This window comes from Xanthomonas sp. LMG 12459, from assembly GCF_009192905.1.
Classification (GTDB): domain Bacteria; phylum Pseudomonadota; class Gammaproteobacteria; order Xanthomonadales; family Xanthomonadaceae; genus Xanthomonas_A; species Xanthomonas_A sontii.
Genome location: NZ_NSGT01000092.1, coordinates 26,163 through 47,176, shown reverse-complemented (window position 1 = coordinate 47,176; position 21,014 = coordinate 26,163). Strand labels below are relative to the sequence as shown.

The window sequence follows — 21,014 nt, the reverse complement described above, 5'->3', positions numbered from 1 at the left end:
CAGTCGGCGTGGGCTCACTCCGGATCGTAGTCCAGGTTCGAGGCCAGCCAGCGTTCGGCCTGTCGCAGCGAGACGCCCTTGCGCCGGGCGTAGTCGGCGAGCTGGTCCTTGCCCAGCCGGCCGACCACGAAGTACTGGCTCTGCGGGTGGCTGAAGTAGTAGCCGGACACCGCCGCGGTCGGCAGCATCGCGAAGCTCTCGGTCAGCGACATGCCGGCGTTGCGACCGGCATCGAGCAGGGCGAACAGGGTCTGCTTCTCGCTGTGGTCGGGGCAGGCCGGATAGCCGGGCGCGGGACGGATGCCGCGATAGCGCTCGGCGATCAGCGCTTCGTTGTCCAGCGCCTCGTCGTCGGCATAGCCCCAGAACTCGGTGCGCACGCGCTGGTGCAGGCGCTCGGCCAGCGCCTCGGCCAGGCGGTCGGCCAGGGCCTTGAGCAGGATCGCGTTGTAGTCGTCGTGCGCCGCCTCGAAGCGCGTCACGTGCGGTTCGATGCCGATGCCGGCGGTCACCGCGAATGCACCGATCCAGTCCTGCTTGCCGCTGTCGCGCGGCGCGATGAAGTCGGCCAGGCAGAAGTCCGGGCGCTCGGCGGGCTTGTCGACCTGTTGTCGCAAAAAGTGCAGGGAATGGGGAATGGAGAATCGGGAATGGTCGAGCGGCGCGGTCGCGCCTGACGATTCCCCATTCCCGTTTCCCGATTCCCGGTCCGTCAGGACCACAACATCGTCGCCCACCGACTGCGCCGGCCACAGCCCGAACACGGCCTTGGCGGTCAGCCATTTCTCCGCGACGATCCGCTGCAGCATCGCGCGCGCGTCCTGGTACAGCTCGCTGGCCTGCTGGCCGACGATCTCGTCGGTGAGGATCGCCGGAAACTTGCCGGCCAGTTCCCAGGCCTGGAAGAACGGGGTCCAGTCGATCAGGGGGACCAGGTCGTCCAGCGGGTAGTCGTCGAACACGTGCAGGCCGGGCTGCCTGGGCACCGGTGGGGTGTAGGCGTCCCAGCCGCCGTCGAAGCGCTGCCCGCGCGCGTGCGCGAGCGAGACCAGGCGCTTGGCGTCGCCGCGGTTCTTGTGGCGCTGGCGGATCTCGGCGTAGTCGGCGTCGTTGGCGGCCACGAAGGCCGCGCGCAGTTCGCGCGAGATCAGCGACTGCGCCACGCCCACCGCGCGCGAGGCGTCCTTCACCCACACCGTCGGCGCCGCGTAATGCGGGTCGATCTTCAGCGCGGTGTGCGCGCGCGAGGTGGTGGCGCCGCCGATCAGCAGCGGCATCGAGAAGCCCTGCCGCTGCATCTCGCGGGCGACGTGGGTCATCTCCTCCAGCGACGGGGTGATCAGCCCCGACAGGCCGATGATGTCGGCGTTCTCGGCGCGGGCGCGGTCGAGGATGGTCTGGGTGGGCACCATCACCCCCAGGTCGATCACGTCGAAGTTGTTGCAGGCCAGGACCACGCCGACGATGTTCTTGCCGATGTCGTGCACGTCGCCCTTGACCGTGGCCATGACGATCTTGCCGTTGGACTTACCGGTGTCGCCGCTGCGCAGCTTCTCCGCCTCGATGTAGGGCAGCAGGTAGGCGACCGCCTTCTTCATCACCCGCGCCGACTTCACTACCTGCGGCAGGAACATCTTGCCGGCGCCGAACAGGTCGCCGACCACGTTCATGCCGTCCATCAGCGGGCCTTCGATCACGTCCAGCGGCCGCGCGGCCTGCTGCCGCGCCTCTTCGGTATCGACCTCGACGAACTCGTCGATGCCATGCACCAGCGCATGGCTCAACCGCTCGCGCACCGTCTTCTCGCGCCACGCCAGCTTTTCCCGATTCCCGATTCCCGCATCCCGATTCCCCGCCTTTTTGTAGCGCTCGGCGATCTCCAGCAGGCGTTCGGTGGCGTCGCGGCGGCGGTTGAGGATCACGTCCTCCACGCGCTCGCGCAGCTCCGGGTCCAGTTCGTCGTAGATCGGCATGCCGCCGGCGTTGACGATGCCCATGTCCATGCCTGCGGCGATGGCGTGGTACAGGAATACCGAATGGATCGCCTGGCGCACGGTCTCGTTGCCGCGGAACGAGAACGACACGTTGGACACACCACCGGAGACATGGCAGTGCGGCAGGGTGCGCTTGATCTCGCGGGTCGCTTCGATGAAGTCGACCGCGTAGTTGTCGTGCTCCTCGATGCCGGTGGCCACGGCGAAGATGTTCGGATCGAAGATGATGTCTTCCGGCGGGAACCCGACCTGCTCGGTGAGGATGCGGTAGGCGCGGGTGCAGATCTCCACCTTGCGCGCGCAGGTGTCGGCCTGGCCGACCTCGTCGAAGGCCATCACCACCGCCGCGGCGCCGTAGCGCAGCACCTTGCGCGCGTGTTCGACGAACGGCGCCTCGCCTTCCTTGAGCGAGATCGAGTTGACCACGCTCTTGCCCTGCAGGCACTTCAGCCCGGCCTCGATCACGCTCCACTTGGAGGAGTCGACCATCACCGGGATGCGTGCGATGTCCGGCTCGGACATGATCAGGTTGAGAAAGCGCACCATCGCCTTCTCCGAGTCGATCAGACCCTCGTCCATGTTGACGTCGAGGATCTGCGCGCCGTTGGCGACCTGCTGGCGCGCCACCTCCACCGCCTCCTCGTAACGCTCTTCCTTGATCAGCTTGCGGAACTGCGCGCTGCCGGTGACGTTGGTGCGCTCGCCGACATTGACGAACAGCAGGTCCGGGGTCAGCAGCAACGGCTCCAGGCCGGACAGGCGGGTGTGGCGGGCGGAGGACATGGTCAGCGTTCCGAAAACGGGGAGGTGCCGGCGCACGCGCAGGCGGCAGCGTGCCCGCGCAGGACTGCGCAGGTGGGGGCGGCGGGCGTGCGCGCGGCGGACATCAGGCGGCCTGCGCCGGCGCCGCCAGCGGCACGCGCGGCGGCAGCCCGCGCACGGCCTCGGCGATGGCGCGGATGTGCGCCGGGGTGGTGCCGCAGCAGCCGCCGACCAGGTTCAGCAGCCCGGACTCGGCGAACTCGCGCAGCGTCGCCGCCATTTCCTCCGGCGTCTCGTCGTATTCGCCGAAGGCGTTGGGCAGGCCGGCGTTGGGATGCGCGCTGACGTAGCCGTCGGCGATCCGCGCCAGGGTCTCCACGTGCGGCCGCAGGTCCTTGGCGCCGAGCGCGCAGTTCAGCCCGACCGAGAGCGGCCGCCCGTGCGCGACCGAGGCATAGAACGCTTCGGCGGTCTGCCCGGACAGGGTGCGGCCGGAGGCATCGGTGATGGTGCCGGAGATCATCACCGGCAGCCGCCCGCCGCGTGCGTCGAACACCTCCTCGATCGCGTACAGCGCGGCCTTGGCGTTGAGCGTGTCGAAGATGGTCTCCACCATCAGCGTGTCGGCGCCGCCGTCGATCAGGCCGTCGATGGCCTCGCGGTAGGTGGCGCGCAGTTCGTCGAAGCTGGTGTTGCGGAAGCCGGGGTCGTTGACGTCCGGGCTGATCGAGGCGGTGCGGCTGGTCGGACCGAGCACGCCGATCACGAACCGCGGCTTGTCCGGCGTCAGCGCCTCGACCGCGTCGCAGCAGGCACGCGCGACCTGCGCGCCGGCCTTGTTGAGTTCGTAGACCAGGTGTTCCAGGTGGTAGTCGGCCTGGCTGATCGACGTTGCGTTGAAGGTATTGGTCTCGAGCAGGTCGGCGCCGGCGTCGAGGTAGGCGTGGTGGATCTCGGCGATCACCTCCGGCCGGGTCAGCAGCAACAGGTCGTTGTTGCCCTTCAGATCGTGGCCCTGCGGCGCGTGGTCGCAGCCGGGGCCGTGCACGTGCCCGGCCTGCGCGTCGTAGCCCTCGGCGAAACGCTCGCCGCGATAGTCGGCCTCCTGCAGCCCATGGCGCTGGATCATCGTGCCCATCGCTCCATCGATGATCAGGATGCGCTGGGACAAGGCCTGCAGCAGCGCTTCGGCGCGCTGCGGGTGGAGCCATTGGGAGGCCGGGAGAGGGGAATGGGAAATGGGGAATGGGGGAGGAGCGACGGCGCTCATGCGACATCTCCTGCGGCCGCCTTGGCCTTGGCGGTTGCTTTTTCGATTCCCGATTCCCCAATCCCGATTCCCGGCTTCCCCGCAATCAACGAAATCACTTCGAAGTGCGGCGGGCGCTTCTCGCGGGTCACGGTTTCCAGGCTGGAGACTTCGAGCCCGGCCTTGCCGACGAACTTGCGCAGTTCCTTGGCCGAAAAGCCGAGGTTGACGTGGCCGTAGGCCTGCACCGCGGCCTTGTGCTCGTGGCGCGCCAGGCTGCACAGCAGCAGGCGGCCGCCCGGGCGCAGCACCCGCGCCGACTCGCAGACCGCCTGCGCCGGCTTGGTCGCATAGGTCAGGGCATGCATCATCACCACCAGGTCGAAGCTGGCATCGGCGAAGGGCAGGGCATGCATGTCGCCCTCCCGCACTTCCACGTTGCCGAGCCGGCGCAGGCGTTCGCTGGCCGCGGCCACCACCCGTGCGCTGGTGTCGATGCAGACATAGCGGCGTGCGTGCGGCGCCACCAGTTCGGCCAGCACGCCGTCGCCGGAGGCGATGTCGAGCACGTCGCCGGTCTCCAGCAGCGGCAGGGCGGTGCGTGCCAGCGCTTCCCAGGTGCGGCCGGGCGAATAGTGGCGCTCCATGTCGCCGGCCACCGAGTCGGCCCAGTTCTGGTCGGCGGCGCGGTTGGCCAGCACCGCGGCCACGCGCTCGGCGTCCTGGCGCAGCAGCGGGTCGTCGCTGCCGGTGCTCAACGCCAGCCACAGCGCGCGCTGGGCCGGATCCAGCAGGGTCTCGTCGAAGCGATAATAGGCCGACACGCCGGCGCGGCGGTCGCGCACCAGCCCGGCCTCCTTGAGCTTGGCCAGGTGGGTCGAGACCCGCGGCTGCGCCAGGCGGGTGATGGCCGACAACTCGGCCACGGTCAGCTCCTCCTGTTCCAGCAGTGCCAGCAGGCGCACGCGGGTGGCGTCGGCGAAGACCTTCAGCCGGGACGACCAGTCCTCCAGATCCATAAATATCTTCCTATCGCGATATAGAGATATTTTGGTCCGCGCGGCGGTTCCGGTCAAGTTGCACACGCCGGCGTATGGTCGGCACGGCTACAATGGCCGGACCAATATGCCCGGGAGGGGTTCGACGTGGATTTCAGCTTTACCGAAGAGCAATTGATGATCCAGGACGTGGCGCGGCGCATCGCCCAGGAGCGCATCGCCCCCAGCGCCGAGCACCACGACCGTGCCGGCGAATTCCCGCTGGAGAACATCCGCCTGCTGGGCGAGAACGGGCTGATGGGCATCGAGGTGCCGGAAGAGTACGGCGGCGCCGGCATGGACCCGATCGCCTATGTGCTGGCGATGGTCGAGATCGCCGCCGGCGATGCGGCGCATTCGACCATCATGTCGGTCAACAACTCGCTGTTCTGCGCCGGCATCCTCAAGAACGGCAACGAGGAACAGAAGCAAAAGTATGTGCGCGCCATCGCCGAAGGCCGCGAGATCGGCGCCTTCGCGCTGACCGAGCCGCAGTCCGGCTCCGACGCCACCGCGATGCGGTGCCGCGCGGTGCGCCAGGACGACGGCAGCTTCGTCATCAACGGCAAGAAGAGCTGGATCACCTCCGGCCCGGTCGCCAAGTACATCGTGCTGTTCGCGATGAGCGAGCCGGACAAGGGCGCGCGCGGCATCACCGCCTTCGTGGTCGACACCGACAAGCCCGGCTTCCACCGCGGCAAGACCGAGCCCAAGCTGGGCATCCGCGCCTCGGCCACCTGCGAGATCGAGTTCCAGGACTACGTGGCCAGCGCCGACGAGGTGCTGGGCACGCCGGGCGAGGGCTTCAAGATCGCGATGAGCGTGCTCGACGCCGGCCGCATCGGCATCGCCTCGCAGGCGATCGGCCTGGCCCGCGCCGCCTACGAGGCCACCCTGGAGTACGTGAAGGAGCGCAAGGCGTTCGGTTCGCCGATCGGCGCGTTCCAGATGACACAGGCCAAGATCGCCGACATGAAGTGCAAGCTGGATGCGGCGCTGCTGCTGACCTTGCGCGCGGCCTGGCTGAAGGGGCAGGGTCAGCGCTTCACCACCGAGGCCTCGGTGGCCAAGCTGACCGCCTCCGAGGCGGCGATGTGGATCACCCACCAGGCGGTGCAGATCCACGGCGGCATGGGCTATTCCAAGGAGATGCCGCTGGAGCGCTACTTCCGCGATGCCAAGATCACCGAGATCTACGAGGGCACCAGCGAGATCCAGCGCCTGGTGATCGCCCGCAACGAGACCGGGTTGCGGTGAGGCCGGGAGTGGGGATTGCCGGTTCCCGAATCGCTTGAGGATCTAGGAAAAAAGCGGCCGCAGGGCCGCTTTTTTTCCTTGTGTGGAAGGGCATAAGCGGCGTCTGGCTGCAACGCGTCGGGACTGAAGTCCCTCCCACAAGGAGCGCTCAGCCTTCAAGGAGCGCTCCGCCTGCATGGGGCGTTGGGTCGCGCTTCCCGACCAGATTCCCGGACAACAAAAAGCGGCCTTGCGGCCGCTCTTTGTTTGCCTCTACAAGGCGGAAGGATCAAGTCCGAGAGGAGGATTCACGAATCCCCACTCCCGAATCCCTGGCTTTTCAGCAGCCGAATGGCTGCTCATCCCGGCGCCTCAGCGATCCGGCTGATGCCGCGCCAGGCCGGCTTCCTGCATCTGCATGAACTCCTTCGACGGCTCGTCCAGCTTGTCGCCGAGCATGCGCCGCACCATCACGAAGAACAGCGGGATGAACAGCACGCCCAGCACGGTGGCGAACAGCATGCCGCCGATCACGCCGGTACCGATGGCGTGGCGGGCATTGGCGCCGGCGCCGGTGGAGATCGCCATCGGCAGCACGCCGAGGATGAAGGCGAACGAGGTCATCAGGATCGGACGGAAACGCAGGTGCGCCGCCTCGGCCGCGGCCTCGCGCAGGGTCTTGCCCATCGCCCGCTGCTCCACCGCGAACTCGACGATCAGGATCGCGTTCTTGGCGGCCAGGCCGATCACCGTGATCAGGCCGATCTTGAAGTAGATGTCGTTGGGCAGGCCACGCAGCAGCGAGAACGCCACCGCGCCGAGCACGCCGATCGGCACCACCAGCAGCACCGACACCGGGATCGACCAGCTTTCGTACAGCGCCGCCAGGCACAGGAACACCACCACGATCGACAGCACCAGCAGCAGCGTGGCGGTGTTGCCGGCGATGATTTCCTGGTACGACATGCCGCTCCAGTCGAAGCCGAAGCCCGGCGGCAGGTCGTTGTTGACGATGTCCTCCATCGCGCTCATCGCCTGGCCGGAACTGCCGCCCGGCGCCGGGTTGCCGACGATGTTGATCGCCGAGTAGCCGTTGTAGCGGCTCAGCGACGGCGAGCTGTAGATCCAGTCCGAGCTCACCACCGTGCTCAGCGGGATCATCTGCGGCAGGCCGCTGCTATCGGAGGCGGTGCTGCTGGGCACGTAGAAGTTGCGCAGCGACTCCGGACCGGTGCGGAACGGCGCGTCGGCCTGCATGTTGACGCGCTTGATGCGGCCTTCGTAGAAGAAGTCGTTGACGTACACCGGCGCCAGCATCAGCTGGATCGACTGGTAGATGTCGTTGACCGACAGGCCCATCGACTGCGCCTGCACGCGGTCCACCTTCAACTGCAGCTGCGGCGAGTTCTCCAGGCCGTTCGGACGCACGCCGGCCAGGGTGTCCTGGCGCTGCGCGGCCTTGCCGAGCACGATGTTGCGTGCCTGCAGCAGGGCTTCCTCGCCCTGGCCGCTGCGGTCCTGCAGCCACATGTCGAAGCCGCCGAACTGGCCCAGGCCGTTCACCGTGGGCAGGTTGACCACGAAGATCTGCGCGTCCTTGATGCCGTAGAACATCCCGTTCAACTGCTGGATCAGGTCGCCGGCGGCGATGTCGCGCTCGTCCCAGGGCTTGAGCCGGATGAAGCCCATGCCCACGTTCTCGCCGCGGCCCAGGAAGCTGAAGCCGGCCACCTGCAGCATGCCTTCGACCGCCTTCTGCTGCTGCAGCACGCCGCGCATCTGCGCGAACACCTCGTTGGTGCGGGTCTTGGTCGCACCCGGCGGCAGCTGCACGATCGCCAGCGCGAAGCCCTGGTCCTCTTCCGGCAGGAAGCTGCCCGGCATGCGCGTGAACAGGAAGCCGCACAGCACCACCAGCAGGGCGAACACCGCCATCCAGCGCGGCGCGCGGCGGATGGTGTTGCCCACCGCGCCGACGTAGCGGTGCGCCAGCTTGTCGTAGTACTTGTTGAAGGTGCGGTAGACCCAGTTCGGGTTGTCGTTGTGGGTGGGCTTGAGGAATGCCGCACACAGGGCCGGGGTGAAGCTCAGCGCCAGGAAGGCAGAGAACGCCATCGACATGGCGATGGTGATCGCGAACTGCTTGTAGATCGCGCCGGCCGCGCCGGGCTGCATCGCCGAAGGAATGAACACCGCCGCCAGCACCACGGTGATGGCCACCACCGCGCCGGTGATCTGGGTCATCGCCTTGTGCGTGGCCGCCTTCGGCGCCAGGTGCTCCTCGGACATGATGCGTTCGACGTTCTCGATCACCACGATCGCGTCGTCGACCACGATGCCGATCGCCAGCACCATCGCGAACAGGGTCAGCTGGTTGATGGTGAAGCCGATCGCCCACATGCCCAGGAAGGTGCCCAGCAGCGCAACCGGGATGACCAGGGTGGGGATGATGGTGGCGCGGAAGTTCTGCAGGAACACCAGCATCACCAGGAACACCAGCACGATCGCCTCGGCCAGGGTCTTGACCACCTCCTCGATCGAGATCTTGACGAAGGTGGTGCTCTCGTACGGCGTGAACCAGGTGACGCCCTGCGGGAAGCTGGGCTGCAGCTCGTCCATCTTGGCCTTGACCGCCTCGGACACGCTCAGCGCATTGGCGCCCGGCAGCAGCTGGATGGCGAAGGCGCCGGTCGGCTTGCCGTTGTACTGGGTGTCGAAACCGAAGTTGGTCGGGCCGAACGCGACCCGGGCCACGTCCTTCAGCCGCACCACGGTGCCGTTGCCGTCGGCGCGCAGGATGATGTTCTCGAACTGCTCGGGCGAGGTGAAGCGGCCCTCGGCACTGACCGTGGCGGTGAACGACTGGCCCTGCGGCGCCGGATCCGAACCGAGCGAACCGGCGGCGAACTGCACGTTCTGCGCGCGGATCGCGTTGTACACGTCCGTGGCGGACATGTGGTAACCCTGCAGCTTCTCCGGGTTCAACCAGATGTCCATGGCGTACTCGGCACCGAACTGCTGGGTGCTGCCGACGCCGGGCACGCGCGAGATCTGTTCCAGCACGCGCGACCCGACGATGTCGTTGAGCGCGTCGCGGTCGATCGACGGGTTGTCCGAACGCAGCGCGATCACGCTGAGGAAGCCGGCGTTGGCCTTGGCCACCACCACGCCCTGCGCGGTCACTTCCGAGGGCAGGCGCGGGGTCGCCAGCGACACCTTGTTCTGCACCTGCACCTGGGCGATGTCCGGGTCGGTGCCGGTCTCGAAGGTCAGGGTGATGGTGGCGCTGCCGCTGGAGGACGACGACGAGCTGAAGTACAGCAGGTGGTCGATGCCGGTCAGCTGCTGCTCGATGACCTGGGTGACCGAGCGTTCGGTGGTGCTGGCGCTGGCGCCGGGATAGGTGGCGTTGACGGTGACCTGGGGTGGGGCGATCGAGGGATACGACTCGACGCCGAGATTGAGGATGGCGATCACGCCGCTGAGCGAGATCAGGATCGCCACCACCCAGGCGAAGACCGGGTGTTCGATGAAGAACTTAGGCATGGGGGGAGTCCGTTACTGCTTCGGCTGGTCGGAAGGCGAGGCGGCGTTCGGCGCATCGCCGTGCGCTGCGCCCTGCGCCGGGGCGGCGCCCTTGGCCGGCGCCGCGGCGCCTTGGGCACCCTGGCCGGGCGCTGCGCCGGCACCCGGGCCCTGGCCCTGGGCGGCGGCATTCGGATCCCACGGCTTGGCCACGGCCGGTGCGCCTTCCTTGACCTTGGGCAGGCCGCTGACCACGACCTGGTCGCCGTTCTGCAGGCCGCCGCTGACGATCCACTTGTCGCCCTGCTGGCCGACCGTGGTCAGGTCCTTGCGCACCACCTTGCTGTCCTTGCCGACGACCAGGGCATAGGCGCCCTTGGCGTCGCGCAGCACGGCCGCCTGCGGGATCAGGTACACGTCCTTGCGCTGGCCCAGGTTGGCCGAGAAGCTGACGAAGGCGCCGGGCAGCAGCACCCGGTCCGGATTGGGCAGCAGCGCGCGCAGCGTCACCGAGCCGGTGCTCGGGTCGACCGCCGCGCCGGAGAAGTCCAGGGTGCCGGCATGCGCATAGGTGCTGCCGTCGCCGAGCTTGATCTGCACGGTGGACTTGTCCTCGGCGTTGAGGGCGACGTTGCCTTCGGTCTGCGCCTGGCGCAGCTGCGCCAGTTCGTCGGAACTCATCGAGAAGTTGACGTACAGCGGGTCCAGCTGGTCGATCGTGGTCAGCAGCGTGCTGTCGCCCTGGCCGACCAGCGCGCCCTCGGTGACCTGCTGCTTGCCGGCGCGGCCGGCGATCGGCGCAGTGACGGTGGCGTAGCCGAGGTTGATGCGCGCGGTTTCCACCGCCGCACGGGCCTGCTGCACCGACGCGGCGGAGCTGCGTTCGGTGGCCTCGGCGTTGTCCAGGTCGGACTTGGACACGTAGGCCTGCGGCGCCAGGCTGCGCGCGCGGGCGGCGGCGGCCTTGGCGTTGGCGTAGGTGGCTTCGGCCGCGGCCAGCTGGCCCTGCGCCGAGGCCAGGGTCGCACGCAGCGGCGCCGGGTCGATCTGGAACAGCGGCTGGCCTTCCTTGACGTCGGTGCCTTCGGTGTACAGGCGCTTTTCCAGTACGCCGGGCACGCGGGCGCGCACGTCGGCGCTGCGGAACGCGGACAGGCGGCCGACCAGTTCGCGCTCAAGCGGCACGGTCTGCGGCTGCGCCTGCAGCACGCCTACTTCCGGCGGCGGCATGGCCTGCTGTTGCTCCTGTTTCTTGCAGGACGCCAACACCACCACGACGGCGCAGGCCAGGGCGAGAGAACGCAACGGGGAGGTCATCGGGTGGTACTCCGGTCTGGTTTTGTAGAAGGAAGGGAAGGGGCGGCGGCGAACGCGCGCAAGAAGCCGTCCACGGCGAACTCGGCCCAGGCGCGCTGCGCGGCGGCGTCGCCGCGATGCGCGCTGTGGAAGCGCTGACGCTCGAAATCCATGCCGACGATCATGCTCAACAGCAGCTCGGCCATGAAGTGCGGATCGTCATGCCGGAGCTGGCCGCGCGCCATGGCGCCGCGCAGGCGCTCGCTCAGGCGCTGCATCAGCGCGCCGGCGCTGTCGCGGAACATGGCGCGCGCTTCTTCGGGGAAGTGCCGCGACTCGGCGGCGATCAGCTGGCAACTCTGCAGCACACGCGGTTCCGACAGCTGTTCCAGGTACTCGCAGGCAAAACGCAGCAGGCTGCCGCGCAGGTCGTCCTGCACCGGCTCCAGGTGCGCGGTGGCCAGGTCCAGGTGATCCTGCATCGCCCGCCGCAGCAGGCCCTGCTTGCTGCGGTAGCGGCTGTACAGGGTCTGCTTGGAGCAGCCGGCACGTGCCGCCACTGCATCCATGCTCAGGCCCATGCCTTCCTCGGCCAGCAATTCGCGCACGGCAGCGTACACGCGCTGGTCGCGCGCCTGGCGCTGTGCGGCGGAGGCGAGGGGAGTGCTCATCGATTGTGGACTATACCGTCCAGTTTAGAATTAGAACAGCCTTGACACAGGGGTGTTCTTGCTGACAACAGCGTGGCCGGCAAAGCATGGTGACCGCCGCGTGATGATGGTGTTGCGGTCGCTTTGCGCGATCTGGCGCGTCGCCGCGGCCGCTCCATTGGTTTGCGATGCAGCAAGGTAGTTGAACGGAGCACCGGTACAATTCCGGCTTTCCCATCGAGCATCGTTGCTGCTCTCCGTCATGAAACCCAAACACGCCGCTTCCCGTTCCAAATCTTCGGCCGCCACCCACACCTCCGCGACCCCGTCCGCCACCAAGCCGGCCAAGGCGCCTGCCAAGACCAAGGCGGCCGCCAACAAGCCTGCGGCCAAGGCCGCCGCCCCGCGCAAGGCCGCGACGCCGCCCAGGCTGGCCGCGACCGTGCCGGCGACCGCCAAGGTGATCGACGCGGCGCCGGCCGCCAGCGCCTTCAGCCTGGCGTCGGTGTTCGCGGCGCTGCGCAAGCGCTATCCGGCCGCGCGCCAGGAGGAGGCGCAGACCTTCGCCGAGGAGTTCTACAAGCGCATGGAGGAGGACGAGTTCCCCCACCACAGCGCGCAGGAGTGGGCGGCGCTGGCCGCGTCGATGCTGGAGTTCGCACGCAAGCGCAAGCCGGGCACGGTCAACGTGCGGGTGTTCAACCCGAACCTGAAGGACGACGGCTGGGAGTCCTCGCACACGGTGCTGCAGATCGTCAACGACGACATGCCGTTCCTGGTCGACTCGGTGAGCATGGCGCTGGCGGAGCTGGGCATCGGCGTGCACGTGCTCGGCCACCCGGTGCTGCGCATGCAGCGCGACAAGGGCGGCACGCTGGAGAACGTGGGCGAGGGCAAGGCGGAATCGCTGATGGCGCTGGAGATCGACCGCCAGCCGCCGGAAGACATGGCGCAGGTGGAAGCGGCGATCCGGCGCATCCTCGGCGAGGTGCGCAACATCGTGCGCGACTGGGGCGGCATGCGCGAGAAGATGCTGGCGCTGGCCGACGACCTGACCACGCGGCGCCTGCCGGTGGACGACAAGGGCCGGCGCGAGGCGCAGGAATTCCTGCGCTGGGCCGCGGCCGACCATTTCACCTTCTTCGGCTACCGCGAATACCGCGTGGAGAAGCAGGGCGGCGAAGACGTGCTGGCGCCGCTGGAAGACAGTGGCCTGGGTCTGCTGCGCGGGCAGGACAAGTCGCCGGCGCGGCCGGTGCGCACGCTGGCCGCACACGGTCTCAGCGAGTCCGGCACCAAGGAAGCGCTGATCCTGACCAAGACCAATGCGCGCTCGCGGGTGCACCGCAGCGGCTACATGGACTACATCGGCGTGCTGGAGTTCGACGCCAAGGGCCGCATCGTCGCCGAACAGCGCTTCCTCGGCCTGTTCACCTCCAGCGCCTACAACCGCCGCCCGTGGGAGATCCCGCTGGTGCGCGAGCGCTTCGACTACGTGATGCGCAAGTCCGAACTGACCCCGAGCAGCCACAGCGGCAAGGCGCTGCGCCATATCCTGGAGACGCTGCCGCGCGAGGAGCTGTTCCAGTCCAACGAGGAAGAGCTGTACCGCACCGCGATGGGCATTCTGGGCCTGCAGGAGCGGGTGCGCAGCCGCCTGTTCCTGCGCCGCGACAAGTACGGCCGCTTCATTTCCGCGCTGGTGTACATCCCGCGCGAGCGTTTCAACACCGACGTGCGCCTGCGCATCGAGGCCTTGCTGAAGGACGCGCTGCACGGCGAGTACATCGATTCCAACGTGGTGCTGGGCGAATCGCCGCTGGCGCAGCTGCACATGATCGTGCGGCCCAAGCCCGGCGAGGCGCTGGAGTTCGACACCACCGAACTGGAGTCGCGCCTGGCGCACCTGCTGCGCAACTGGCACGACGACCTGCGCGAGGCGCTGGTGGCCAGCTGCGGCGAGCGCGATGGCCTGCGCCTGGCCGCCGGCTACGGCCGCGCGCTGCCGGCCGGCTACATCGAGGAGTCGACCGCGCAGATCGCCGCGCGCGACGTCGAGCGCCTGGCCGCGCTGCGCGGTCCGGAAGACCTGCACCTGAGCCTGCAGGCGCTGCGCCGCGACGGCGCCGACAGCCTGCGCCTGAAGCTGTACCGCCAGCACGACGACCTGCCGCTGTCGGACGTGCTGCCGATGATGGAGAACCTGGGCCTGCGGGTGATCTCCGAGCGTCCTTATCGGCTGGTGGTCGACGGCACCGCGCTGTCGATCCAGGACTTCGAGGTCGAGCCGCTGGCCGGCAGCATCGATGTGGCCGCTGCCGACGCGCCGCTGTGCGAGGCGTTCGTGCGGATCTGGCGCGGCGACGCCGAGAACGACGGCTTCAACCGCCTGATCGTCGGTGCCAGCCTGAGCTGGCGCCAGGTCGCGGTGCTGCGCGGCTACTGCAAGTACCTGCTGCAGACCGGCGTGCCGTTCTCGCAGGCTTACGTGGAAGAGACCTGCAACCGCTATCCGCTGCTGGCGCGGCTGCTGGTGGAGCTGTTCGAGGCGCGCTTCGATCCGGCCACCGGCAACGAGAGCAAGGCGCAGATCGCCGAGGGACAGGCCGCGCTGACGGCGCAACTGCATCTGCTGGCCAAGGACGATGCCGCGGCGCTGAAGGCGCTGCAGCCGGTGATCGATGCGCGCAGCGGCAGCCGCGACGCGCAGCTGGAGGCGGTCTCGGCCGCGTTGCTGAAGCTGTTCGACCAGGTCGCCAGCCTTGACGAGGACCGCATCCTGCGCAGCTTCAAGGGCGTGATCGAGGCGACCCTGCGCACCAGCCACTACCAGCGCACCGCCGATGGCGGGCTGGGTCACTGCATCAGCTTCAAGCTGGATTCGGCCAAGGTGCCGGACCTGCCCAAGCCGCGTCCGTACCGCGAGATCTTCGTGTACGGCCCGCGCGTGGAAGGCGTGCACTTGCGCTTCGGCGCGGTGGCGCGTGGCGGCCTGCGCTGGTCCGACCGGCGCGAGGACTTCCGCACCGAGGTGCTGGGCCTGGTCAAGGCGCAGATGGTCAAGAACACGGTGATCGTGCCGGTCGGCGCCAAGGGCGGCTTCTTCTGCAAGCGCCCGCCGGTCGGCGGCGACCGCGACGCGGTGCTGGCCGAAGGCATCGCCTGCTACAAGCTGTTCATCCAGGGCCTGCTGGACATCACCGACAACATCGTCGGCGGCAAGATCGTGCCGCCGCCGCAGGTGGTGCGCCACGACCAGGACGATCCGTACCTGGTGGTCGCCGCCGACAAGGGCACGGCCACCTTCTCCGACATCGCCAACGGCCTGGCGCTGGACCACGGCTTCTGGCTGGGCGATGCGTTCGCCTCCGGCGGCTCGGTCGGCTACGACCACAAGGGCATGGGCATCACCGCGCGCGGCGCCTGGGAGTCGGTCAAGCGCCACTTCCGCGCCCTGGGCCGCGACTGCCAGAGCGAGGACTTCACCTGCGTGGGCATCGGCGACATGTCCGGCGACGTGTTCGGCAACGGCATGCTGCTGTCGCGCCACATCCGCCTGCTGGCCGCGTTCGACCACCGCCACATCTTCCTCGACCCGAACCCGGACGCGGCGGCGTCCTTCGCCGAGCGCGAGCGCCTGTTCAAGCTGCCGCGCTCCAGCTGGGCCGACTACGACGCCAAGCTGATCAGCGCCGGCGGCGGCATCTATCCGCGCACGCTCAAGTCGATCGAGATCAGTGCGCCGGTGCGCGAGGCGCTGGGCCTGGAGCCGGGCGTCAAGCAACTCTCGCCGAACGACCTGATGAACGCCATCCTCAAGGCGCCGGTGGACCTGTTCTGGAACGGCGGCATCGGCACCTACGTCAAGGCCGCCAGCGAGACCCACGGCGATGTCGGCGACCGCGCCAACAACGGCCTGCGCGTCAACGGCGGCGAGCTGCGCTGCAAGGTCGTGGGCGAGGGCGGCAACCTCGGCCTGACCCAGCTCGGCCGTATCGAGGCCGCGCAGGTCGGGGTGCTGCTCAACACCGACTTCATCGACAACTCGGCCGGCGTGGATACGTCCGACCACGAGGTCAACATCAAGATCCTGCTCAACGACGTGGTGCAGGCCAAGAAGCTGACCCTGGATGCGCGCAACAAGCTGCTGGCGTCGATGACCGACGAGGTCGCCGAGCTGGTGCTGTGGGACAACATCCGCCAGAACCAGGCGCTGAGCCTGATGGAGCGGATGAGCGTCACCCGCCTGGGCTCCAAGCAGCACTTCATCCGCACCCTGGAGGCGCAGGGCCTGCTCGACCGGCAGATCGAATACCTGCCCTCGGACGCGGAGATCTCCGCGCGCAAGGCGCGTGGCCAGGGCCTGACCCGGCCGGAACTGGCGGTGCTGCTGTCCTACTCCAAGCTGGTGGCGTTCCAGCAGCTGCTGGAATCGGACATCCCCGAGGACCCGTACCTGTCCAAGGAACTGCAGCGCTACTTCCCGCAGCCGCTGCAGAAGAAGTACGCCGATGCGATGGAGCGGCACCGCCTCAAGCGCGAGATCATCGCCACCGCGGTGACCAACACCACCATCAACCGGATGGGCGCCACCTTCCTGATGCGCATGCAGGAAGACACCGGCCGCAGCATCGCCGAGGTTGCCAAGGCCTACACCATCAGCCGTGAGACGCTGGATGCGCGCGCGCTGTGGACGCAGATCGACGCGCTGGACGGCAAGGTGCCCGAGTCGGTGCAGATCGACGCGCTGGAGGTGATCTGGACGCTGCAGCGCGCCTTCGTGCGCTGGCTGCTGTTCCGCCCGGGCCCGATGCCGGGCATCACCGCGGCGGTGGAGCGCTACTACGAGCCGTTCAACGACATCCGCGTCGCCTCCGGCGTGCTGCCCGATTCGCAGCGTCCGCGCTACGAGGCCCTGGTGCAGGAGTGGCAGGACAAGGGCCTGCCGCCGGCGCTCGCCCAGCAGCTGTCGGAACTGCGCTTCCTGGAGCCGGCGTTCGACATCATCGAAATGGCGCGCACCCGCAAGCTCAAGCCGGTGGAAGTGTCCAAGGTGCACTTCCGCCTGGGCGAGGCGCTGCAGTTGCCGTGGCTGTTCGAGCAGATCGACGCGCTGGAGGTCAACGGCCGCTGGCATGCGGTGGCCCGCGGCGTGCTGCGCGACGAACTGGCCAAGCACCACGGCGTGCTGGCCGGCCAGGCGCTGAGCCTGCCGGGCGGCACCGCCGAGGCCAAGGTGCAGCACTGGCTGCAGCGCGACGACAGCAGCCTGCGCTTCACCCTGAGCATGCTGCAGGAGCTGGCTGCGCAGAAGACGCTGGACTACCCGACGGTGTCGGTGGCGGTGCAGCGACTCGGCCAGCTGGCGGCGCACGGCGTCTGACCGATCGCGCCGATGGCCAGGCCCGCGCGCGCGGGTCTGGCCCACTGCGGTACCGCGTCGCCCGATGGCGACGCATGGCGCGTGGCAGGCGATTGCTGTCACGCGTCCCTGGCGGGGATCCGCGCTCGCCTCACGTTCTTCGTTGGAGCCAGGCCGGCGGCGCACCGCTGCGGCGACCGACCGCGTCATGCAAGGCCGCGGGATTCTGACAGCCCGCGCTGATACGATCCGCGCCATCGGGCGAGCACACGGCTGCAGCGCCGCATTTCGAGGCGTACATGCTGTACCTGGCCATCCCCGCAGTGCTCCTGTTGTTGATCGTCTTCCTGGCACTGCAGCCTCCGCTGGAGCTGCGGCTGCAGCGTGCGCTGCAGCAGGCACGGCAGGGCGACTTGCGACGCTTGCGTGCACTTGCCAGGAAATCGGTGGGCGATGCCGCATATGCGCTGTTCCTGCAGCTGGACGCCAACGGCGAGCAGGCCGCGGCACTGGCGGCACTGAAGCGTGCGGTCTATGCGCGCACCTGGCTGGACATCCGTGGCTGCAGCGTGGCCATGCGCGCGTACGGCCGCCGTCGCTTCCTCGGCGTGGGCACCATCCCGGACCATGCCGCGCTGCTGGCCGAATGGAGCCGCCCCGGCTGGTGCTCGGGTGCCGGCTGGGAACCCGAACTGGCCTGGATCCAGGCCTGCGGCCCGGAAGCGTGCAGGGATCTGGCGCGCGCCTGGTATTGGCTGTGCCTGGCCGATGCGCGCACGCAGGAGGGGATGGGCGAGATCCGATCGGTGGAGCTGGCGCAGCAGGTGCGGGAGCATCTGGGCCCGTTGGTGCCGGCATCGGTGCGCCAGGCGATGCAGGAGCAGGCGACGGAGACTGCGTGCCGCGACTTCGTGTCCGGCAGATAAGGCGGGCGGAGCGACTCGGCCCGGTACCGGGTACCGGCCTGCAATGGCTGTCGCCGCAGGTCCCATCACATCGCGGTGCGGACGCGGCATGCAACTGCCGCGGATTGGCCGCTGCCTCGGCTGCAAGCGCGTGCCGCCGGTTCGCCGCCGCGCGCCGGTCATGGCGCCCCGGGTATGATCGGGGCCATGAATGCTTCCGTCCTGCCGTCCTCGCCCCGCATCTGTTTCCTCGCCAGCGTCGCGCCGGAGGCGCAGCACGCGCGCACTCAACTGGTCGGGCGCTACGGCGATTGCGAGCCGGCCGACGCCGATGTGCTGTGCGCGCTCGGCGGCGACGGCTTCATGCTGCAGACCCTGCATCGCCACGGCAGCCTGGGCAAGCCGGTGTTCGGCATGAAGCTGGGCACGGTCGGCTTCCTGATGAACCAGTTCCGCGACGACGACCTGGTCGCGCGCCTGGCCCTGGCCGAGCCGGCCAAGCTGCGCCCGCTGGAAATGCTGGCGCAGACCGAATCCGGCGCCACCACCGGCTCGCTGGCCTACAACGAGGTCTCGCTGCTGCGACAGACCCGACAGGCCGCGCACGTGAGCATCGACCTCAACGGCCAGACCCGGGTCGATGAACTGATCTGCGACGGCGTGCTGGTGTCGACCCCGGCCGGCAGCACCGCCTACAACTCCTCCGCGCACGGACCGATCCTGCCGCTGGGCTCGCACACCCTGGCACTGACCCCGATCGCGCCGTACCGGCCGCGGCGCTGGCGCGGCGCGATCCTCAAGGCCGACATCGAGGTGCGCTTCCGCGTGCTGGATCCGTACAAACGCCCGGTCAGCGTCACCGCCGACTCGCACGAGACCCGCGACGTGGTCGAAGTCACCATCCGCGAATCCCGCGACCGCCTGGTCACCCTGCTGTTCGATCCGGAGCACAATCTGGAGGAGCGGATCTTGAGCGAGCAATTTATGGTGTAGGGGCGGGGATTCGGGAGTGGGGATTGGGGATTCGCAACAGCGCACCGCTTTCTCCGATTCCTCTCTGCACCTTCCGATCCCTTTGCCCGCTTGTGCCAATCCCCAATCCCCACTGCCGAATCCCTGCTCTCATGTCCGACAACTCCCCACGTCTGCTCACCGTCGCGGTCACCTCGCGCGCCCTGTTCGATCTTGAAGAGGGCCATGCCCTGTTCGAGCGGGAGGGGGTGGAGGCGTACAGCGCGTATCAGCGCGAGCGCGAGGACGATGTGCTGGCGCCCGGGGTGGCGTTTCCGGTGGTGCGCAAGCTGCTGGCGCTGAACCAGGGCACGCCGCCGGAGACGCCGCCGGTGGAGGTGATCCTGCTGTCGCGCAATTCCGCCGATACCGGGTTGCGCATCTTCAATTCGATCCAGCACTACGGCCTGGGCATCGTGCGTGCCACCTTCACCTCCGGCGAGGCGACCTGGCCTTACGTCAAGCCGTTTGGCACCGATCTGTTCCTTTCGGCCAACCCGGAGTCGGTGCGGCGCGCGCTCAGCCATGGCATCGCCGCGGCGACCATCCTGCCCAAGCCGCCGGGCGAGCACGCGCAGGAAGCGGCCGCGGCCGCCGGCGCGATCGATGCCGATCGCCTGTCCACCCAGTTGCGCATCGCCTTCGACGGCGATGCGGTGATCTTCGGCGACGAGGGCGAGCGCTTCTCGCGTGAGCAGGGCGTGGAGGCGTTCGGCCGCTACGAGCGCGAGAACGCGCGCGAGCCGCTGACCGGCGGGCCGTTCCGCAATTTCCTGTCGGCGCTGCATGCGCTGCAGTCCGCGTTCCCGGCCGGCGAAGCCTCGCCGATCCGTACCGCGCTGGTCACCGCACGCTCGGCGCCGGCGCACGAGCGGGTGATCCGCACCCTGCGCGAATGGGGCGTGCGCCTGGACGAGGCGCTGTTCCTCGGCGGCCGCCACAAGGGGCCGTTCCTGCAGGCCTTCGGCGCGGACATCTTCTTCGACGATTCGCAGCACAACATCGACAGCGCCGCCCGCGAGCGCGTCGCCGCCGGGCATGTGCCGCACGGGGTCGCCAACGACATCGCCAAGCCGTGAGTGCGGCGCCCGGCGGCGGCCGCTGGGCCGCGCTGCGCCGCTTGCTGCGGCAAGGAGCGGATGCGCCTGCCGACCTGCGTCCCGGGCGGCCTTACGTGCGCCACGGCTGGCGCTACACAAGCCTGCAGTTCAAGGGCGAGGTGACCCAGAGCCGCATGTACACGTGGTGGCCGGACGTGCTGCAGGTGGGCTACACCCGCAGCATGCTCGCCGCACTGTTGCTGCGCCCGGACCCGCGGCGGATCGGCATCGTCGGCCTCGGCGGCGGTTCGCAGGCCAAGTTCTGCTATCGGCACCTGCCGCAGGCGCGGATCGAGGCGATCGAGGCCGACGCCGACGTGCTGGCCTTGCGCGCGGCGTTCCGCATCCCGGACGACGATGCGCGCTTCGAGGCCGTGCACGGCGACGGCGCGCGGTTGCTGCGGCAACGGCGCGACCGCTACGACCTGCTGCTGCTCGACGCCTACGACGCCGACGGCATCCCGGCCGCGCTGCTCAGCCGCGGCTTCTACGAGGACTGCCACGCGGCGCTGGCCCCGGGCGGGGTACTGGCGGTGAACCTGTACGACACCGACACCCGCCGCCACCTGGCGCATCTGCGCGCGCTGTTCGGCGGCCGCGTGCTGCGCCTGGACGAGCCACAGATGGACAACCAGGTGGTGTTCGCCTGGACCGGTGCGCTGCCGGCGCTGGACGCGCACGCGGCCTTGGCCCGCCTGCCGTGGTCGGCGCGTTGGCAACTGCGCATGCCGTTCCGGCGCGTGCAGCAGGCGATGGCGGGCAGGACGGGGGCGGACGGGGTGCGTTAGCCGGGGCTGCGCTGTCGGGCGATGGCTGCGTCGGCCAGACGGTTCAGTCCACGCCATGCCGCCGCCGGTGCAAGCACGACCGGGGGAGACAATGCATGC

12 protein-coding genes are annotated in these 21,014 nt (G+C 68.8%); 6 read left to right on the top strand and 6 right to left on the bottom strand.

What is annotated here, in order from left to right:
* Positions 1–14: 14 nt before the first annotated feature.
* The 3 genes from metH to CEK65_RS18255 form a co-directional block, all read right to left on the bottom strand.
* On the bottom strand, positions 15–2,777 hold the full coding sequence (gene metH, locus CEK65_RS18265) for a methionine synthase (protein WP_152182591.1): 2,763 nt from the start codon (positions 2,775–2,777) through the stop codon (positions 15–17).
* Positions 2,778–2,880: 103 nt separating this feature from the next.
* Positions 2,881–4,026, bottom strand: coding sequence for a homocysteine S-methyltransferase family protein (locus CEK65_RS18260; protein WP_152182590.1), 1,146 nt, complete (start codon positions 4,024–4,026; stop codon positions 2,881–2,883).
* Positions 4,023–5,024, bottom strand: a complete 1,002-nt coding sequence (locus tag CEK65_RS18255) for a metalloregulator ArsR/SmtB family transcription factor (protein ID WP_193314831.1) — start codon at positions 5,022–5,024, stop codon at positions 4,023–4,025. Before CEK65_RS18255 ends, CEK65_RS18260 begins: the two co-directional genes overlap by 4 nt.
* A gap of 126 nt (positions 5,025–5,150) precedes the next feature.
* Between CEK65_RS18255 and CEK65_RS18250 the strand changes: the two genes are divergently transcribed.
* Positions 5,151–6,299: an acyl-CoA dehydrogenase family protein gene (locus CEK65_RS18250; RefSeq protein WP_017907602.1), complete on the top strand. Its 1,149-nt coding sequence runs from the start codon at positions 5,151–5,153 to the stop codon at positions 6,297–6,299.
* A gap of 351 nt (positions 6,300–6,650) precedes the next feature.
* Here the strand turns inward: CEK65_RS18250 and CEK65_RS18245 are convergent, their stop codons facing one another.
* The 3 genes from CEK65_RS18245 to CEK65_RS18235 are packed head-to-tail and all read right to left on the bottom strand — an operon-like array spanning position 6,651 to position 11,770.
* On the bottom strand, positions 6,651–9,824 hold the full coding sequence (locus tag CEK65_RS18245; RefSeq protein WP_017914984.1) for a multidrug efflux RND transporter permease subunit: 3,174 nt from the start codon (positions 9,822–9,824) through the stop codon (positions 6,651–6,653).
* 12 nt (positions 9,825–9,836) lie between these two features.
* Positions 9,837–11,120: an efflux RND transporter periplasmic adaptor subunit gene (locus CEK65_RS18240; protein ID WP_017907604.1), complete on the bottom strand. Its 1,284-nt coding sequence runs from the start codon at positions 11,118–11,120 to the stop codon at positions 9,837–9,839.
* Positions 11,117–11,770: a TetR/AcrR family transcriptional regulator gene (locus tag CEK65_RS18235; protein WP_043092161.1), complete on the bottom strand. Its 654-nt coding sequence runs from the start codon at positions 11,768–11,770 to the stop codon at positions 11,117–11,119. The genes CEK65_RS18240 and CEK65_RS18235 overlap by 4 nt, the downstream gene beginning before the upstream one ends.
* Before the next feature lie 241 nt (positions 11,771–12,011).
* Between CEK65_RS18235 and CEK65_RS18230 the strand changes: the two genes are divergently transcribed.
* The 5 genes from CEK65_RS18230 (at position 12,012) to CEK65_RS18210 (ending at position 20,915) form a co-directional block, all read left to right on the top strand.
* On the top strand, positions 12,012–17,132 hold the full coding sequence (locus tag CEK65_RS18230; protein WP_193314830.1) for an NAD-glutamate dehydrogenase domain-containing protein: 5,121 nt from the start codon (positions 12,012–12,014) through the stop codon (positions 17,130–17,132).
* Positions 17,133–17,410: 278 nt separating this feature from the next.
* A complete protein-coding gene (locus CEK65_RS18225; RefSeq protein ID WP_148828601.1) occupies positions 17,411–18,037 on the top strand; it encodes a hypothetical protein in 627 nt (208 codons plus the stop codon).
* A gap of 201 nt (positions 18,038–18,238) precedes the next feature.
* Positions 18,239–19,009, top strand: a complete 771-nt coding sequence (locus tag CEK65_RS18220) for an NAD kinase (RefSeq protein ID WP_026143327.1) — start codon at positions 18,239–18,241, stop codon at positions 19,007–19,009.
* Positions 19,010–19,140: 131 nt separating this feature from the next.
* Complete coding sequence (locus CEK65_RS18215; RefSeq protein WP_017907609.1) at positions 19,141–20,106, top strand: 5'-nucleotidase; 966 nt, start codon at positions 19,141–19,143, stop codon at positions 20,104–20,106.
* Entirely contained in the window at positions 20,103–20,915 is an 813-nt protein-coding gene (locus CEK65_RS18210; protein ID WP_017914980.1) for a fused MFS/spermidine synthase, read from the top strand. The genes CEK65_RS18215 and CEK65_RS18210 overlap by 4 nt, the downstream gene beginning before the upstream one ends.
* Positions 20,916–21,014: the final 99 nt, after the last annotated feature.

Excerpts from the sequence above, each read along its gene's own strand:
- CEK65_RS18245 (WP_017914984.1), bottom strand. The coding sequence starts at position 9,824 with ATGCCTAAGTTCTTCATCGAACACCCGGTCTTCGCCTGGGTGGTGGCG.
- CEK65_RS18215 (WP_017907609.1), top strand. The coding sequence starts at position 19,141 with ATGTCCGACAACTCCCCACGTCTGCTCACCGTCGCGGTCACCTCGCGC.
- CEK65_RS18225 (WP_148828601.1), top strand. The coding sequence starts at position 17,411 with ATGCTGTACCTGGCCATCCCCGCAGTGCTCCTGTTGTTGATCGTCTTC.
- CEK65_RS18255 (WP_193314831.1), bottom strand. The coding sequence starts at position 5,024 with ATGGATCTGGAGGACTGGTCGTCCCGGCTGAAGGTCTTCGCCGACGCC.
- CEK65_RS18235 (WP_043092161.1), bottom strand. The coding sequence starts at position 11,770 with ATGAGCACTCCCCTCGCCTCCGCCGCACAGCGCCAGGCGCGCGACCAG.
- CEK65_RS18230 (WP_193314830.1), top strand. The coding sequence starts at position 12,012 with ATGAAACCCAAACACGCCGCTTCCCGTTCCAAATCTTCGGCCGCCACC.
- CEK65_RS18260 (WP_152182590.1), bottom strand. The coding sequence starts at position 4,026 with ATGAGCGCCGTCGCTCCTCCCCCATTCCCCATTTCCCATTCCCCTCTC.
- CEK65_RS18240 (WP_017907604.1), bottom strand. The coding sequence starts at position 11,120 with ATGACCTCCCCGTTGCGTTCTCTCGCCCTGGCCTGCGCCGTCGTGGTG.
- metH (WP_152182591.1), bottom strand. The coding sequence starts at position 2,777 with ATGTCCTCCGCCCGCCACACCCGCCTGTCCGGCCTGGAGCCGTTGCTG.